Source organism: Pseudomonas sp. S3_C06 (genome assembly GCF_054667675.1).
Genome location: NZ_CP162747.1, coordinates 5869322 through 5886602, shown reverse-complemented (window position 1 = coordinate 5886602; position 17281 = coordinate 5869322). Strand labels below are relative to the sequence as shown.

15 protein-coding genes are annotated in these 17281 nt (G+C 57.4%); 12 read left to right on the top strand and 3 right to left on the bottom strand.

The window, feature by feature from the left end; translation table 11 throughout:
- Nucleotides 1-9: 9 nt before the first annotated feature.
- Complete coding sequence (aroC, locus tag AB4N44_RS26225) at nucleotides 10-1101, bottom strand: chorismate synthase (RefSeq protein ID WP_077571784.1); 1092 nt, start codon at nucleotides 1099-1101, stop codon at nucleotides 10-12.
- Between the two features lie 130 nt (nucleotides 1102-1231).
- Between aroC and AB4N44_RS26220 the strand changes: the two genes are divergently transcribed.
- Nucleotides 1232-2185 carry an alpha/beta hydrolase gene (locus AB4N44_RS26220; RefSeq protein ID WP_127926456.1) on the top strand — a complete coding sequence of 318 codons (954 nt, stop codon included), beginning with the start codon at nucleotides 1232-1234 and terminating at the stop codon, nucleotides 2183-2185.
- A 99-nt stretch (nucleotides 2186-2284) separates the two neighbouring features.
- Nucleotides 2285-3076 carry a hypothetical protein gene (locus AB4N44_RS26215; RefSeq protein WP_460111449.1) on the top strand — a complete coding sequence of 264 codons (792 nt, stop codon included), beginning with the start codon at nucleotides 2285-2287 and terminating at the stop codon, nucleotides 3074-3076.
- A 191-nt stretch (nucleotides 3077-3267) separates the two neighbouring features.
- Here AB4N44_RS26215 and prmB read toward each other — a convergent pair whose 3' ends face one another.
- Nucleotides 3268-4176, bottom strand: a complete 909-nt coding sequence (gene prmB / locus AB4N44_RS26210) for a 50S ribosomal protein L3 N(5)-glutamine methyltransferase (protein ID WP_064118639.1) — start codon at nucleotides 4174-4176, stop codon at nucleotides 3268-3270.
- Nucleotides 4177-4415: 239 nt separating this feature from the next.
- Between prmB and AB4N44_RS26205 the strand changes: the two genes are divergently transcribed.
- From AB4N44_RS26205 to AB4N44_RS26185, 5 genes are all read left to right on the top strand, one after another.
- Nucleotides 4416-5006 (top strand): cysteine hydrolase family protein, encoded by a 591-nt coding sequence (locus tag AB4N44_RS26205; protein WP_007914026.1) that lies wholly within the window; start codon nucleotides 4416-4418, stop codon nucleotides 5004-5006.
- A gap of 130 nt (nucleotides 5007-5136) precedes the next feature.
- Complete coding sequence (locus AB4N44_RS26200) at nucleotides 5137-5457, top strand: hypothetical protein (RefSeq protein WP_007914024.1); 321 nt, start codon at nucleotides 5137-5139, stop codon at nucleotides 5455-5457.
- Between the two features lie 74 nt (nucleotides 5458-5531).
- Complete coding sequence (locus AB4N44_RS26195; RefSeq protein WP_127926454.1) at nucleotides 5532-6089, top strand: Smr/MutS family protein; 558 nt, start codon at nucleotides 5532-5534, stop codon at nucleotides 6087-6089.
- A 77-nt stretch (nucleotides 6090-6166) separates the two neighbouring features.
- Nucleotides 6167-6712, top strand: a complete 546-nt coding sequence (gene folE / locus AB4N44_RS26190; RefSeq protein ID WP_003204506.1) for a GTP cyclohydrolase I FolE — start codon at nucleotides 6167-6169, stop codon at nucleotides 6710-6712.
- 103 nt (nucleotides 6713-6815) lie between these two features.
- Nucleotides 6816-7187: a glutaredoxin family protein gene (locus tag AB4N44_RS26185; protein ID WP_127926412.1), complete on the top strand. Its 372-nt coding sequence runs from the start codon at nucleotides 6816-6818 to the stop codon at nucleotides 7185-7187.
- A gap of 144 nt (nucleotides 7188-7331) precedes the next feature.
- On the opposite strand, the gene AB4N44_RS26180 is transcribed toward AB4N44_RS26185, so the two are convergent.
- A complete protein-coding gene (locus AB4N44_RS26180) occupies nucleotides 7332-8498 on the bottom strand; it encodes an aminotransferase-like domain-containing protein (RefSeq protein WP_460111450.1) in 1167 nt (388 codons plus the stop codon).
- Nucleotides 8499-8580: 82 nt separating this feature from the next.
- Between AB4N44_RS26180 and AB4N44_RS26175 the strand changes: the two genes are divergently transcribed.
- From AB4N44_RS26175 to AB4N44_RS26155, 5 genes are all read left to right on the top strand, one after another.
- Nucleotides 8581-9027 (top strand): MarR family winged helix-turn-helix transcriptional regulator, encoded by a 447-nt coding sequence (locus tag AB4N44_RS26175; protein WP_316917897.1) that lies wholly within the window; start codon nucleotides 8581-8583, stop codon nucleotides 9025-9027.
- A gap of 291 nt (nucleotides 9028-9318) precedes the next feature.
- Entirely contained in the window at nucleotides 9319-10668 is a 1350-nt protein-coding gene (locus tag AB4N44_RS26170) for an NCS2 family permease (protein ID WP_007914003.1), read from the top strand.
- A gap of 87 nt (nucleotides 10669-10755) precedes the next feature.
- Nucleotides 10756-11385 carry a LysE family translocator gene (locus AB4N44_RS26165; RefSeq protein WP_127926409.1) on the top strand — a complete coding sequence of 210 codons (630 nt, stop codon included), beginning with the start codon at nucleotides 10756-10758 and terminating at the stop codon, nucleotides 11383-11385.
- 239 nt (nucleotides 11386-11624) lie between these two features.
- Nucleotides 11625-15131 (top strand): calcium-binding protein, encoded by a 3507-nt coding sequence (locus tag AB4N44_RS26160; protein ID WP_460111453.1) that lies wholly within the window; start codon nucleotides 11625-11627, stop codon nucleotides 15129-15131.
- Nucleotides 15132-15945: 814 nt separating this feature from the next.
- Nucleotides 15946-17172 carry a hypothetical protein gene (locus tag AB4N44_RS26155; protein WP_460158138.1) on the top strand — a complete coding sequence of 409 codons (1227 nt, stop codon included), beginning with the start codon at nucleotides 15946-15948 and terminating at the stop codon, nucleotides 17170-17172.
- The last annotated feature ends 109 nt before the right edge of the window (nucleotides 17173-17281 follow it).

Here is a 17281-nt window from a genome sequence, read left to right as displayed (position 1 = left end):
GGCCTGCCATCAAAGCTGACCCAGCACCGGCGTGCTCACGCGCACATCGGCGTTCTGGCCACGGTGACGCAGCAGGTGATCCATCAACACGATGGCCATCATCGCTTCGGCAATCGGCGTGGCGCGGATGCCCACGCACGGGTCGTGACGGCCCTTGGTGATGACATCGACCGGGTTGCCGTGGATGTCGATCGAACGGCCCGGGGTGGTGATGCTGGAAGTCGGCTTCAACGCCAGATGCGCAACGATCGGCTGACCGGAGGAGATACCGCCGAGGATGCCGCCCGCGTTGTTGCTGAGGAAACCTTCCGGGGTCATTTCATCGCGGTGTTCGGTGCCGCGTTGAGCGACCGACGCAAAACCGGCGCCGATTTCCACGCCTTTGACGGCGTTGATGCTCATCAGCGCATGAGCCAGCTCAGCGTCGAGGCGGTCGAAAATCGGCTCGCCCAGACCCGGCATCACGCCTTCGGCGACGACGGTGATTTTCGCGCCGACCGAGTCTTGGTCGCGACGCAACTGATCCATGTAGGCTTCCAGCTCCGGGACTTTGTCTGGATCGGGGCTGAAGAAGGCATTCTCCTCCACCGAATCCCAGGTCTTGAACGGGATTTCGATCGGGCCGAGCTGGCTCATGTAGCCACGAATGACGATGCCTTGGCTGGCCAGATACTTTTTGGCAATCGCGCCCGCCGCCACGCGCATCGCGGTTTCGCGCGCCGAGCTGCGGCCACCGCCACGGTAGTCGCGCTCACCGTATTTGTGGTGATAGGTGTAGTCGGCGTGGGCCGGGCGGAATAGATCCTTGATCGCCGAGTAGTCCTTGGACTTCTGGTCGGTGTTGCGGATCAGCAGGCCGATCGAGCAACCGGTGGTGCGTCCTTCGAACACGCCGGAAAGGATTTCGACTTCGTCGGCTTCCTGACGCTGGGTGGTGTGGCGGCTGGTGCCCGGCTTGCGCCGATCGAGGTCGCGCTGCAGGTCTTCGAGGGAGATCTCCAGGCCCGGTGGGCAGCCGTCGACAATCGCGACCAACGCCGGACCATGGCTTTCGCCAGCGGTGGTGACAGTGAACAACTTGCCGTAGGTATTGCCGGACATGCAGGACGCTCCGTGAAATCAAACCCAAATTCGTGATGCGCGCCAGTATACGCAGGCTAACCGAGTAGTTCATCCTCGAACCTTAGTGGTGCTGGCGAGTCCAACCGGCACCTTGGCGAATGATGGCGTGATGATGCTGCGAGTTTTGATCTTGAGTCTTACCCTCTTTACGGGCTTTGCCCAAGCGACGGTCCTACAACGCCCGGTTACTTTGGATACCGGCACCGGCGAACTTTTCGGTTCGCTGCTGCTGCCAAAATCTGACAACCCGGTGCCGGTTGTCCTGATTATTTCTGGCTCGGGTCCTACAGACCGTGACGGAAACAACCCCGACGGCGGGCGCAACGATAGCCTCAAGCGCTTGGCCTGGGTGCTGGCTAAACACAATATCGCCAGCGTGCGTTATGACAAACGCGGGGTGGCCGCGAGCCTGGCGGCGACGCCGGATGAGCGCAATTTGTCGATAGAAGCCTACGCCGCGGATGCGGTGGCATGGGGGCAGAAGCTCAAGGCCGATCCGCGTTTCGGCAAACTGATCCTGCTCGGCCACAGTGAAGGCGCGCTGATTGCCAGCCTCGCTGCGCCGAAAGTCGATGCGGCGGCGGTGATTTCTCTGTCCGGCAGTGCCCGACCGGTCGATCAGGTGATCCGCGAGCAATTGGCCCGCAGCCTGCCGCCACCGCTGATGCTGCGCAGTAACGAACTGCTCGACAGCCTCAAGGCCGGTCACACCGATGACAATGTGCCGCAGCCGTTGCAGGTGATTTTCCGCCCGAGTGTGCAGCCGTATCTGATTTCACTGTTCCGTCAGGATCCGGCAAAAGCCTTCGCGCAACTGAAGATGCCGGCGCTGATTGTTCAGGGCAGCAACGACATTCAGGTCGGTACCGAGGACGCGAAACGCCTCAAAGCCGTCAAACCGGACGCCGATCTGGTGGTGATCGAAGGCATGAACCACGTCATGCGCATCGTGCACAACGATATGAAGCGGCAATTGGCTTCGTACAAGGATCCTAATTTGCCGCTGGCTGCGGAACTGGGCAGCAAAATCATCGAATTTATTGACGGACTTCGCGCCAGTTAACCGTTGTTTGCCCTCTAGTCCTGCAAAAAACGGCCGATAAGCCTTTGTCGCCAGCGCAATGGCTGGCGGCAAGCAGGGCTTGGACAGGATCTCGCCGTTATGACTGATACCCAGACTTCACCCGACACCACCGCTGAAAAAGACGCACCGCCAGCGGTCGAGCTGCCGTGGGCGGATGTCCACGTCGAGCACCACAAGATGCTCCGCCTGGCCCCGCTGCAAACCGACCGCAACACTGGCGGGCGCCCCTTGCGCTTCGTCGAGTTCGGCTATGCCGAGCGCAGCAGCAAAGAAAAAAGCCTGATGCGCATGGCGATCAAACTACCCGGTCAGCGTGTGCGCAAAGAGCAGAATCAGCTGGATGTGTGGGTTGATCACACCACCAGGCGTGTGCACTTCGGCCCGGACAGCGGCCTGCAGATCGAACCGATGAACCGTGGCATCGGCCGTTACATGGCCGCGCAAGGCATCAATTGGGCGAAAAAGCGCTGGCCGACCTACACCGTCGACGGCATGGATTTGAACAACAAGGACGCGCTGAACGAAGACACGCGTCTGCGCCGCGATCATTTCCTGCGTGTGCATGGTTTTGATGTGGTGTACGCCGATGCCCAGCATTTGAAGGGCAGCGTCAAGGAAGTGCAGGTTGGGGATTTGCTCGGCGACTGGAACAGCGAAAAGCTGCAGATCGTCGAGATTCTTGAAGCGGCGCAAATGCTTCAACAGGCCGAACAGAATCTGGCCGAGCAGGAAGTGAAGCTGAAGAAGCAGGAAGACAAAGTCAGCAAGTTCAAGCGTGAAGACGCCGGGTTGCGCTTCACGATTACGTGTCTGGTGGCGTTTGCGGTGTTTCAGGCGGGGCTGTTGATCTGGATTGCTACGCACCGTTGATGGCTTGAGACCGCGTCGCGGCCATTCGCGAGCAGGCTCGCTCCCACAGGATTTGTGTCGTACACCAACCCTGCCTGATCGTTCCCACGCTCCGCTTGGGAATGCAGCCGGGGACGCTCCGCGTCCCAACAGCGGACGCAGAGCGTCCATTGAGGCATTCCCACGCAGAGCGTGGGAACGATCAGTCTCGATTAGATGCGGGAAGCGAACAAGGCCTGATGATCGCGGCACTGTTCCGCCGTCAGCATGAACACCCCATGCCCACCACGCTCGAATTCGAGCCAGGCAAAATCGACTTCCGGGTACAGCGCGTCAACGTGCACCTGGCTGTTGCCCACTTCGACAATCAGCAAGCCCTTCTCGGTCAGGTGATCCGCCGCTTCAGCCAGCATCCGCCGAACCAGATTCAAACCATCATCGCCACACGCCAGACCCAGCTCAGGCTCATGCTGATACTCGTCCGGCATGTCAGCGAAATCTTCCGCATCCACGTAGGGCGGGTTCGACACGATCAGGTCGAAGCGCTGACCCGGCAAACCATCAAAACCATCACCCTGAACGGTATAGACGCGCTCATCAACGCCATGGCGCTCGATGTTCTGGTTGGCCACTTCCAGCGCTTCGAACGACAGATCCGCCAGCACCACTTCGGCGTTCTGGAACTCGTAGGCACAGGCGATACCGATGCAACCGGAACCGGTGCACAGGTCGAGAATCCGCGCAGGTTCGGTGCCGATCCACGGGGCGAAGTGGTTTTCGATCAACTCGCCAATCGGCGAACGCGGGATCAACACACGCTCATCAACGATGAACGACATGCCGCAGAACCACGCTTCACCCAACAGGTAAGCGGTGGGAATGCGTTCTTCGATACGGCGCTTGAGCAGGCGTTGCAGGTTGACCAGCTCGTCGTCTTCCAGCGCGCAATCGAGATAGCTGTCGGCGATTTCCCACGGCAGGTGCAACGCGCCGAGCACCAGTTGCCGGGCTTCGTCCCAGGCATTGTCGGTGCCATGGCCGAAAAACAGATCCTCCCCATGGAAGCGGCTGACGGCCCAACGAATGTGGTCGCGCAGGGTACGAAGTCGGGAAGTGATCACGGGGCAGAACTCCAGAAAAAACGACTGGCGATTCTACCAGCCAAAACGCGTGACGACGACGCAGGAAAAACATAGCCCCGACGGTAGGAGTTTTCTGTTTTTTGCATCAGCTATTGAACAGAACGTGTAACTTGACAAGGCTGCAGGCCAGTAACGACGGTGCCTACGATGGTAGCGATTCACAGAACCGCTCAGCCAGAGGACAATGTCGCAAAAGCCCCACCCCAAGGAGCCCCAGAATGTCCGTTCCAAAAACGATGTTTCAACTCAGCGGTCGCGGTTACGCAGCGGCCACACTGAGCCATGCCACCGTGGTCATCATCGATGCCCAGAAAGAATACCTCAGTGGCCCCCTGGCCCTGAGCGGCATGGACGCGGCCGTCGCGAACATCAAACAAGTGGTTGCCGCAGCCCGTGCAGCCGGTCGGCCGATCGTGCACGTGCGTCATCTCGGCACCGTCGGTGGCCTGTTCGACCCGCAGGGCGAGCGCGGCGAGTTCATCCCGGGCCTGGAGCCACAAGGTGATGAAACCATTATCGGCAAACTGCTGCCGAGCGCCTTCCATGGCACCGAATTACTCGATCGTCTGCAAAACCTTGGCTCGCTGGACTTGATCGTCTGCGGTTTCATGAGCCACTCCAGCGTCAGCACCACGGTGCGCGCGGCTAAAAATCTGGGTTTCCGTTGCACGTTGGTAGAAGACGCCTGCGCCACCCGCGACCTGCCATTCAAAGGCCGTGTGCTCAGCGCCGCAGTCGTGCAGGAAGCTGAAATGGCGATCATGGCGGATAACTTTGCCACCCTCGCACTGACTCAAGACCTGATCTGATCTGCTCTGATGAGCGGCTCAGCACGCCGCTCATCCGCAAAGTCCTCTCATTTGCCGCAAATGCCATAGCCTCAGGAACAACCCGGTCAACTCCCGGTCGAAGGGCCGATACCCATTGAGGAAGGTCGGAATGAAGTTATCCGATGGATTTGACGCACGCCGCTTGCGGCCCAAAGGCCAAAGCAACTGGCGATTTCGATTCGGCGCGGCGATCGCGGCCATTCTGGCGACGTTCGGCGTGCTGCTGGCGATGGCCGGGGCGGCCAGCCTGCTCGGGCGCCCACCGGCACTCGGTGACTTGAACGCTACGCCGATGGGCTCGGCGATCATTCTGGCGGTCGGCTTGCTGTTTCTGTATTTCGGTGTCGCCCTGTGGCGCCGCTGCCGCCGTCGCGCACGGCAATCGCGGGAACTGAACATGTCCCCGCACCTGATGAAAAAACACGACTGACTCACCGGCCTGGCTTTTTGCCGGGCCGTTTTGTTTCGACTTGGGTAAACTGGCCGCCCTTCGCGGAGGCTGACATGCAAGACGACGATTTTTCCCTGTTCAAAAGTGCGATCCAAGGCGTCAAGCCGATCAAGCACGACCGCGCCGACACCGGCAAACCCAAGGCTGACCGCGCGCAAATTGCCAAGCTGCGCCAGTCCGCCACCGTGCGCACCGACACTGCTACCGTGGATGGTCTGTCCGATCAATTCGTGATCGACGTCGGCCCGGAAGACGAGTTGATGTGGGCCCGCGACGGCGTGCAGGAAAGTCAGATGCGCAAGCTCAAGGTCGGCCAGATTCCGTTCGAAGGCAGCCTCGACCTGCACGGCATGAGCGTGGAAAAGGCCCGCGAAACCCTCTGGGCGTTTCTCGCCGAAGCGACCAAATTCGAAATCCGCTGCGTACGCGTCACCCACGGCAAGGCCGTGCGCCTGGACGGCAAGCGGCCGATGATCAAAAGCCACGTCAACACCTGGTTGCGCCAGCATGCCCAAGTGCTGGGTTTCTGCTCATGCCAGGCGAAACACGGTGGTGCCGGCGCGGTTTACGTGATGCTCAAACGCACCATGATGGAAGGCCGCGACGAATAATCGCGTTACACCGAACTTGCAGGGTTGTGTCCGCCACCGTACCCTTGCCCTTTGCGAAAATCCCCACAGGTAGTTTCATGTCCCTGGAACAGAATTACACCGCGATTCTCGGCCAATTGGGCGAGGACGTGTCCCGCGAGGGCCTGCTCGACACGCCAAAGCGTGCCGCCAAAGCCATGCAGTACCTCTGCCGCGGTTATGAACAGACGCTCGAAGAGGTTACCAACGGTGCCCTGTTCAGCTCCGACAACAGCGAAATGGTGCTGGTCAAGGACATCGAGTTGTACTCGTTGTGCGAACACCACCTGCTGCCGTTCATCGGCAAGGCGCACGTTGCGTACATCCCGAGCGGCAAAGTGCTGGGCCTGTCGAAGGTCGCGCGGATCGTCGACATGTACGCCCGCCGCCTGCAGATTCAGGAAAACCTCAGCCGTCAGATCGCCGATGCAGTGCAACAAGTCACCGGCGCGCTGGGCGTTGCCGTGGTGATCGAGGCCAAGCACATGTGCATGATGATGCGCGGTGTCGAGAAGCAGAATTCGTCGATGATCACCTCGGTGATGCTCGGTGAGTTCCGTGAAAACGCAGCGACCCGCAGCGAATTCCTCAGCCTCATCAAGTAATTTGCGGCACGAAGAAAACCGGCATTCATCGCCGGTTTTTTTTCGTCCGTGAAAAATCGGGTAAGCTGCGCGCCTTTCTCAATATGCACCGTGAGGCTTCAACGTGTTCGTCAAAGCGCTTCGTGTCGGCCTCGGCCAACTGGTTATCTTCATCGACTTCATCACCCGTCCGGGCAAGAAAAAGCGCCCCGCCGCTGCTCAGGCTCAGGTGGATGCAGCTGCAAAAGACCTGACCTTGTATCAGTTCCACGCCTGCCCGTTCTGCGTGAAAACCCGCCGCACCTTGCGTCGTTTGAATGTGCCGGTGACGCTGAAGGATGCGAAGAACAATGAACAGGATCGTCAGGCCTTGCTGGATCAGGGCGGCCGGATCAAGGTGCCTTGCCTGCGGATTGAAGAGAACGGGCAGACGACCTGGATGTATGAGTCCAAGGTGATCATTGATTATCTGGATAAGCGCTTCGCGGCGGTCTGATGTTTCTGTATTGGGGCTGATGGCCCCTTCCCACCATTGGAATGCATTTCCACTGTGGGAGCGAGCCTGCTCGCGAAGAGGCCCTCTCAGTCACCACGAATCCCAGTCAAAAATAAACCGGCCTGTGAGCCGGTTTATTTGTTTTCAGGCAGCCTTATCCAGCTGCGCCTGACGCACCACCGCCGCCAATCGCTTCAATCCTTCATCCAGCCGCGACGGATCAATGTGGCTGAAATTCAAGCGCAAGTGCCCATGATGGTTATCCGGTTCTGGAAAGAACGGCTCCCCCGGCATAAACGCCACATCATTGGCCAACGCCTCATTGAGCAACGTTCGCGTGTCCAGCGGCTGCTTCAACGTCAGCCAGAAAAACAGCCCGCCCTGTGGCGTGTTCCAATCCGCCAGATCAGAAAAATGTGTTTCCAGCGCCGCCTGGAAGGCATCCCGCCGCTGTCGATAGAAGCCGCGCAACTCGCTCAGATGCTGCTGATACTTGTCAGTACCGATCCACTGCAACGCCTGCCATTGACCGATGCGATTGGTGTGCAGATCCGCCGATTGCTTGAGTTTGAGCAAGTGCGGAAACAGATCGGGACTGGCGATCAGATAGCCAACGCGCAGACCCGGCAGCAGGGTTTTCGATACGGTACCGGTGTAGATCCAGCTGGATTCTTTCAGTCGACCGGCAATCGGTTTGGCGCTGCCGCCATCGAAAGTCAGATCGCGGTAGGGTTCGTCTTCGATCAGGGTGACGCCGAATTCATCGAGCAACGCCGCGACCGCTGCGCGTTTGGCTTCGCTGTAGCGCACGGCTGACGGGTTCTGGAAGGTCGGGATCAAATAGATGAACGCCGGACGATGTTGCTCCAGACGCTCGCGCAATTGCGCGAGGTTGGGGCCGTCGGACTCTTGCGGCACGGTCAGGCAATCAGCACCGAACAACTGAAAGATTTGCAGCGCGGCGAGATAGGTCGGCGCTTCCAGCAAAATCTCCGTGCCCTTGTCGATATACAGCTTGGCCGCCAGATCGAGGGTTTGCTGGGAACCGCTGACCACCAGAACCTGACTCGCCTGACATTCCAGGCCAAGCGCCCTCGCCTCCGCGGCCAAGGCTTCGCGCAATGCCGGCTCGCCTTCGCTCATGCCATATTGGCCGAGCGACAGCGGCATTTCGGCCCACTCGACCTTCGGCAACATGGCTTCGGCGGGCAAGCCGCCCGCAAACGACATGACTTCCGGGCGCTGGGCGGCGGCAAGGATTTCACGAATCAAAGAACTTTTAAGGCGCGAGACACGTTCGGAAAAAGCCATGGAAGTCACCGGTAGCGAGGCGTGTGAAATATGAGTCAAACTGATTGACTGAAATTACGACAGCTTGAGCGAGTACGTCAACATGCTTGACCTTAAAAACCCATCCAGTCAGCAACAGGCGATGGAAGCTTTTTTCTTCGGCTATCAGGCGTTCACCGCCAAGGCTGATGAAATGCTCGAGCGGCGCGGCCTCTCCCGAGTGCATCAACGCATTGTGTTTTTCATCGCGCGGTATCCGAACTTGAGCGTGAAGGAGTTGTTGGCATTGCTCGGTGTGAGCAAGCAGGCGCTGAACATGCCGTTGCGGCAGTTGCAGGAAATGCATTTGGTGGACAGCGTGGCGTCCGAGGCCGACAAGCGTAAGCGCCTGCTGGAGTTGACGGCAGAAGGCGCGAAGTTTGAGCAGGCTTTGCGGCGTGAGCAGGTGAAGTTGCTGGAGCGGGTGTTCGCCGAGGCTGGGGAGGCGGCGGTGAATGGCTGGTTGGCGGTGAATCTGGCATTGGGGAAAAGTCAGACGGCTCTCGATTGAATGGGACTGCCTCTTCGCGAGCAAGCTCGCTCCCACAGGGGAACGCATTTCAAATGTGGGAGCGAGCCTGCTCGCGAAGGGGCCAGTACAGGCGATATATCGCTATCGACGGAACTTTCGTAAACAAAACCAAAAACAATATTTGCTTTATTTGTACACAAAAGCATAATCCACAGCGTGCGAGTTCCTGACCGCATGGTCAACAAATTCGCGTATGCCTCAAAGGGCCGCTGCCACCCCTCATGGGTCCGGCCCTGGAAATAACAATAAAACTCTTGAGGAGTACTCGCTGTGGAAAGCCGCAAATCCGAAGCATCGACGCTGGACCTCTCGCCACCATTACGCAGTGGCTTGCTGGAACGTCTGTTTAAACTCAGCTTGCATGGCACCACGGTGAAGACCGAGCTGATTGCCGGTCTGACAACCTTCATTACCATGGCCTACATCATCTTCGTCAACCCGAACATCATGGCCGATGCCGGGATCGATCACGGTGCAGCCTTCGTCGCCACCTGTATCGCCGCTGCATTGGGCTGCCTGTTGATGGGCCTCTACGCCAACTGGCCGGTGGGTTTGGCGCCGGGCATGGGCCTCAACGCGTTCTTCACCTACACCGTGGTCGGCACCATGGGCTACAACTGGGAAACCGCGCTCGGTGCGGTGTTTGTCTCGGGCGTGTTGTTCATGATCCTGACCTTCTCACGGATTCGCGAGTGGCTGCTCAACAGTATTCCAGTCAGTCTGCGTTTTGCGATGGGCGCCGGTGTCGGTCTGTTCCTCGGCCTGATCGGTCTGAAAACCGCAGGCATCGTCGTCGACAGTCCGGCGACGCTGATCAAACTCGGCTCCCTGCGTGAACCCGGCCCGCTGCTAGCGGCCATCTGCTTCCTGATGATTGCAATCCTCAGCTATCACCGTGTATTCGGCGCGATCCTCATCAGCATCATCACCGTGACCCTCGCCGGTTGGGGCCTGGGCATCGTGCACTACGAAGGGATCATGTCGACGCCGCCGAGTCTGGCGCCGACCTTCATGGCCATGAACGTCGCCGGCGTGTTCAACGTCAGCATGATCAGCGTGGTGCTGGCCTTCCTCTTTGTGCACATGTTCGACACCGCCGGCACCCTGATGGGCGTGGCCCAGCGCGCCAATCTGGTCAACGCTGACGGCCGTATCGAAAACCTCTCCCGCGCCATGAAAGCCGACAGTGCCTCCAGCGTTTTCGGCGCCGTGGTCGGTGTGCCTCCAGTCACCAGCTATGTGGAAAGTGCTGCCGGCGTGGCCGCTGGTGGTCGGACTGGTCTTACCGCCGTCACTGTAGGTGTGCTATTTATAGCGGCGATGTTTTTCGCACCGCTGGCCGGCATGATTCCCGCTTACGCCACCGCCGGTGCACTGATCTACGTTGCGATGCTGATGATGGGCGGCATGGCCCACATCGAATGGGACGAAGCCACTGATGCGATCCCGGCCATCGTGACCGCAATCATGATGCCGCTGACCTTCTCGGTCGCCGACGGCATTGCGCTGGGCTTCATCACCTACGTGGCGTTGAAGGCCGGTACCGGCAAGTACAAGGAAATCTCCGTCAGCCTGTGGGTGCTCTGCGCGATCTTCATCGCCAAGTTCATTTTCCTGTAAGCGCTACGCGGTTCAGGTTTCCAAACAGCCTCACCTTTGCGGGTGGGGCTTTTGTGCATCTTGATAACAATAGAAAGGAGCAAAGTGATGAGTCTGGAAACCTGGCTGCTGTTCAGCGGTGCTGCATTGGTGGTGATCCTGATTCCGGGGCCACTGTCGTTGCTGATGATCAGCAACAGTCTGAATTACGGTTTGCGTCGTTCCTACCCGGCATTTCTCGGCGGCGTGACGGCTTCGATCTGTCTGCTCAGTGCATCGGCATTGGGCCTTGGCGCATTGCTGCTGGCCTCGGAGCAACTCTTCAGCGTGCTGAAAATCGTCGGCGCACTGTATCTGTTCTACCTCGCCTGGCAGAGCTGGCAACAATCGCGTCAGCCAGCAGTCGGCGCTGACGTGCCGCAAGCCGCGCCTGTGCCACGTTTTCGCGCGTTGTTCGGACGCGCTTTCGTGCTCGGTGCCAGCAACCCCAAAGACATCCTGTTCTTCGCCGCGTTTCTGCCGCAGTTTCTCAGTGCCGAGCAACCATTCCTGCCACAACTGCTGGTGATGATCGTAACCTGGACCCTGCTGGATCTGCTGTGCAAACTGGCCTACGGTCTGGGCGCCCACGGTGCCGCGCGTTATCTGCGCAGCGGCAAAGGACAGAGCTGGTTTAACCGGATCAGCGCCGGTTTGTTCGGCGGCGCTGGGGCAGCATCGTTACTCAGCAGTCACTGAGGCATTTGAATGGTTGTTTGACTGATTGTTACTTGGCTGCAGCCAGCCAGACTTGCAAGATCCGAGTCTGGCTGGTGTTCTCCACGACCGATTGGCATTGCGCACTACAGATTCTCCCGACAGTAATTGCATGCCTTTGATATGCAATACACCGCAACAACCCGTTTATATACATTCCTCGTACGTCCCCCGTACTATCTCGGCCTGTTTTTCCCACCCGCCAGAACAAGGAAGTTCAAATGGCCACCCTGATAAGCGAAGCTTTAATAGACAGTGATGCAGTCGTCATTACCGATATGCACGCCGAGTCGAACAAACATACTGATTCAACCATCGACATCAACAGCAATTCCGACAAGCCACTGGACCAGCCTCAAAAGCGAAAAATCGAACAGTTAAGAACTAACGACTCGGTGTTCGGGCCAATACAAATTGGCGAGATATCGATAACACGGGTATCCCTCGACGCCTTGGGTGCGACAATTGACGGGCACCCGCTGAACGGCACAAACACATTCTTCCGCATTCCCAAGCGCTCATTCATCAACTCGTTACAATTCAGCGCCAGCGATATCGCACATCATATGAAGTCCGCGACGGGTTACGATATTTATCTATTGCCTTCTTTGCTGTTCGACATGGCCAGCCACCGCCCGATAACCGCCCCGAACATAACCCGAGAAACATCATCAATCGAGGTTGATCCTGGAAACTACCGCAGCAAAATCGAGAAGCTTCTGAGCTCTGCGCAGAAGCTGGATTTGCAGCACACGCAACTACCAAACAATACTCGGCGCTGGGTCGCCTCGGTAAAGGCCCACTTGACAGTCGGCTCCAGTGTCGGACTCCAGGCATTCGGGATATACACGGGATTGCGCGGAATATTGGTTGCGATGAAATCCGGCGATACCAAAGAGGTTGTAATCAACGCCACAGGTGTTGCCTCGGAAATTGGCTCTATCGCCGTTGACGTTGGCGTCAGCAAGATTGCCAACGAGATGCTGGCGGCCGGAAAAAATGCTTTCAAGGATTTCGCCAAAACCAGGTTTGCGCTGAGGTTGAGTCGATCCGGTGGCTTGATTGGCGGGGCGCTGACTTTGCCATTTGATGTGTACACCACCGTCAACTCCCTGAAGGCAGCAAGCAATGCCACCGGCAAAGAAGCCATGGATCATTACATCAGCGCCGGGTTGAGCATCACCAGCGCGGCCATGACCGTTATCCTCGGTACAGCGGCAATGGCAGGATTGTCTTTTGTGGGTCCGGCGGGCCTTTTGTTCGGTGCGTTTCTGGCAATCGGATCACAGGTGTATGGCGCGGTGCGCATTGTCGATGACATTGATGACTACATTGAACTGACCCTGGGTGAGCGGTGGCGCTCAGGCTTCCTTTCATTCTGCATGTGGGACGTCGAGCAAGGCGTCAAGGACCGCTACAACCAGGCAAGAACCCTGATCCAGCACACGGAACAGCTAAAACGCAATGCTCGCAGATTGCTCGACGTTCAGCTAAAGGATTCCACCGAAGCCGTCGTCAATGGCTCGTTTGAAGTTGATCTCGTTCCCACGCAAGTCTGGAAGCGCAACTGGTGGACGAAAATAGACTCTTGGCAAACGGAAAACGTACCCGTAATACGCGGTGGGGACGACACTATTGATGCTAGCGACGGCGTTACCAAGGATATGCCCGGCGCAGTAGTAGGCGTTGCCGGGGAAAACAAAAATACCTTGTGGTACTTGGGTGACGGTCGTGATTCGATCAAAGGAGTGATAAAAAAACCGAATATTTTCCACTATGGCTCGGGGATCAAAGACCTGACAGGTGGTGAAAAAAACGATCACTTCGTGTTCGAGGCTGCCGCCGATCTGATCAAGAAAAACATCGAAGTATCAACCTATTCGAAGGTGAAGGGGGGCGCCGGTAACGACACCCTGTCTCTGAACGGTGTTCACCAGACGCCGAAAGGATATGACATCGATTTAAGCGCAGGCACACTGCAGGTAAGAACTCCGAATCCCGATGCAGAGGACGGCGCGACTTATAAATTTCACAGTCTTTTGGAAAATATCGAAAACGTTGAAACCCTGAGCGGCGCGGCGAACGTAGTGACAGGCACCCATGAGCGCAACATTATCAAGTCTCGCGGCCAGGACGTCATAAAAGCGGGGGCTGGAAACGACCAGATACAGTTGTTGCATAAAAGTGCAACAGCCTCGGGTGAAGAAGGTATCGACGAGTATTTCATCGACCACCTGGAAGGTCGTGTGTGCATCTTCGAGGATGGTAAACAGCAAAGTACCATTGAATTGAACTGGCCGATCGATCTCATTGAAAGTTGGGCAATCGAAAAGAATTCGCTGATCATTACCTCCGGATTCTACTTTTACGACAAGCCAAAAAGCGTCGTCGTCATCCACGACATCTATGAAACAGACGAGAAAGAAACCCGACTGAAAAACGGCAAACTGGTCTTTTTGACCAAGGACCGTTATCAGCTGAAACCTGATCTGCCTGAAACAATCGAAAGCGGCAAAAATATCGATATCGAAGTCGACATCATTAAACACGGGCAACCCGCGAAACCGCTGATTGTTTACAACTCCGAATGCTGGACAAAGCACCAGCATGAAGCGCGTTATTACATCCCGCGCTCCGAGCAAAGTGTCACATTCTATTCAGCCGATCGTCCCGACGTCGTCACCTTCGTTTACCTGGATTACGCCAGCGACGAATTGAGCAAAGTTGAAGCGCACTTTAGTGCAAGGCAGTCCGAAAAACGTGAAGATCTAATAGCCGGCTGTGATCTGACCTATCACTTTGGCGAAAAGATCGTGACGCTAAAACACTTTTCCTGGGCGCGTGGCGGTTCTGATCCAAAGAACATGATCAAGATCCTGCGGACCATGGCTGTTCGCCCCAGTCATAAATATTTGCTGATTTTCAATGACGGCGTCGCTCTTAATGCCGGGCTTACACCTGAAACAGACGTGGCTCCGGCCGACGACAATTACGAGATGCATTCCTTCAAGCACTGGACAACACCACTTCGCTTGCCCTTGAAATTTCGACAGAAGCAATTCGCCTATGAGTTGCCGTCAAACGAGGCGTACAAGCTCAATGCACTGAATGCTTGCGCCAGCATCGAGTCCAGAGCCATTCGGACCGCGATGGAAAGCCTGGAAGGTGAAGGTGCCACCTACCTGGTCCATCTGGTTGCCAATATGACCTTGAAACTCACGACCCCTGGTGCGTTGGCGAACGCTGTGACAAGACTGCCTTACTCATCGACCTGGGAACTCGATGCGACCAAGCTCGGCAAGGTCGAGGTCAAACTGGAAAACAATCAGTTACTCATCGGCTCCTGCATTGTTCATCTACCGGTTTACGAAAACGAAGAAGACCTGATCGATCAGGTACGCGTTATTTCCGAACATGGCATTGTCCATGTAGTGGATCTTTCCTTTGACCGGATCTATCTGGATGGGCTTGATGCGCGGTTCTTTGAAGAGCCTGACTCGACAAAAGCCTTGCCTGACGCTTTTGCGTCGATGGCCAATCAAGAGGTCAAAGTGCGCAATATCATCTTTGCCGACAACTGGCCGGGAGCGTTCAGCTACAGTTTTTCCGCTTACAGCTGGATCCTGCGTAGCGACAAATCCCGCGTTGAGTTTTCAGAACTTCGGGTCGTCAATCGTTGTACCCATCAGGCCCCCCTGATTACCTTGCTCAAGGTTCCTCCTGCGTAACCTGCCTCCATCAGCCAAGCCCCATTCCCCTCGCGCACTCCGAAATTGAAGTAACCCGACTTCTTCATCTCGTTCCCGGCCACGGCTCTGCGGGATGTCGACGAGTGCGCCTGAACAATGCGACGAGACGCTTTTTGCGCTCGATATCACCCCTCCACGAGTAATTGAGTATGGCCAAGCCCCCCAAGAAAGTTTCTGTGACAGCAGCCGCCGCCGATACAACAGTTACAACAAGACCTGTGCAAGCAGGTTCAGGCGCTCCTCACAGTATTCACTTGCCCGACACCCCGATGTCTGGCATCGATTCGACCACTGGATCTACGGCGTCCGGGACCTCAGTCACACGGCCACCGGCTGTTACCGTCAGCGAAATGCCGGGCCTCGGTAGCGACACCTACAGCTCCGCGCGCAGTGCGATAGCCTGGCCACAGAACCGTTTGAATGAGCTGACACCGGTCGCAGAAACCCCCGGACTGTTCACCGGACCGGATCAACGAACCTACGCCCAACTCGGCAACGAAGGCCGGTTCGTCGTCGAACAGGATCGGCGAGGCAACTATTACGTGCCGCTGACCTTTGCACCCGGTGTGCCGGGACCGGTGGTAACGAGGTCTGAAGGCCTGACCAGTTGGCACATTCAGCGCCCCGGCTGGCAACCCATGCGGACCCGATCCGAGACGCCTGTCACAGCGCAGCCCCTCGCCTACCTGTCGCCGGAGGATGCAAACACCCTGACCCGAGCGGAACTTTCATCGGAGGGATCCGTTACAACAAGCTCAAGCAAACCTTCGTCGATACGGCAGAAGGCACGGTGATGGTGCGTAAAAACCAACAGGGTGAATACCGATATGCCTCAGCGACCAGCAGAGACTCGCTCAATCTGACGTTTGAACAGATGCCCGGCACGCTACTCTGGCGCCAAAGGGTTCAAACAGCACAGGCCGCTGACAGTCCTGTTGCGGGTCAGTCCCGGCCCGCCGCGGAACCGGACGAGCAAGTACCCGGCCCCAGCAAACGTCCACGCCTTGATACGTCCAGGCCACCCGAGCCATTTCCAGCGGCCACTCTCGACGCCACCGTCCCGACCGAACAGACACCGTTCTTCTGGTTACAGTGGGGGCATTTGAACAAGCCGCCAGTGGTCGAGTCGGTGCAGCTTGGCTGGTTTCATTATCCGATCGTGCCGATTGGCTCCAACCGCTCACCAAAAGTCTATTTTGTGCAGCACCCTGACTTTGCCCCGGCCGGCTTCGTTGCCTTTGAAACGATGCTGCGCACAGCACCGTCACTGCAACCTGTTGCCACCTTTCGCATCGGTAACGATCCGGGAGAAGTACACCCCGGCAAACGCTTTTTCGAGGAGCCTTTAGCGCAGTCGGTGGCCAGTGCGTTTCCCGACTTTTCTACGCCGACCTCATGGGCTGTTGCGAGAAGACTCTACGAACTGGCAGACAACTCCGCCGTCATTACCGGCACCGGCCTGGTCAATATTCAGGCTGTCCTGCATCAGTGGAAGCAGAAGCCGTTTCCCACCGCACCGGCGTACGCCGACCCGCTCAATATGCTCGCGGTGGCGCCATCCATCGATGCCGGAAGAAAAAAGCTTATTCCGATGCCCTCCCAGGTGGACAGCGAACTGCAACGGCTCACCTTCGATCCACAGCGGTTTCCCATCGAGTGGGGCCACTATAAAACGTACCCCACAGACCTGAACCTCAGACGCCTGCTCGGTGCCTTGCTGATTCGCAGCGGCTACGACGTTTTTCCACTGACACACGAACATCACATGCCAACGCTGGTGTTCAGGCATGCCACCCATGATCAGGTTTACTTTCTGAAATTGGGCTCGGTAGAACATGTCGGCCTGTCGCACACCCCGGGGAATGAACTGGCAGACCCGGGGTTGCCGGCGAGGATTGGCAACGATGCGTTTCTCGCCCTGACCACCGCAACGGCACAAAACAAAGTGGTATGGCTGATCGGTGGCGTCTTGAAGGTCGAGTCGACTCCGGACTCGGTATTCATCATCAGAGAGCGCTGAGGAACGATAAAAAACGCTCGTCGGCCGTGCGCCGGCGAGCGTTTTTTCACACTTGGAAGATTGTGCAACATCGTGCGGTACTTGCTGGCAGAGCAATACATATGTACCG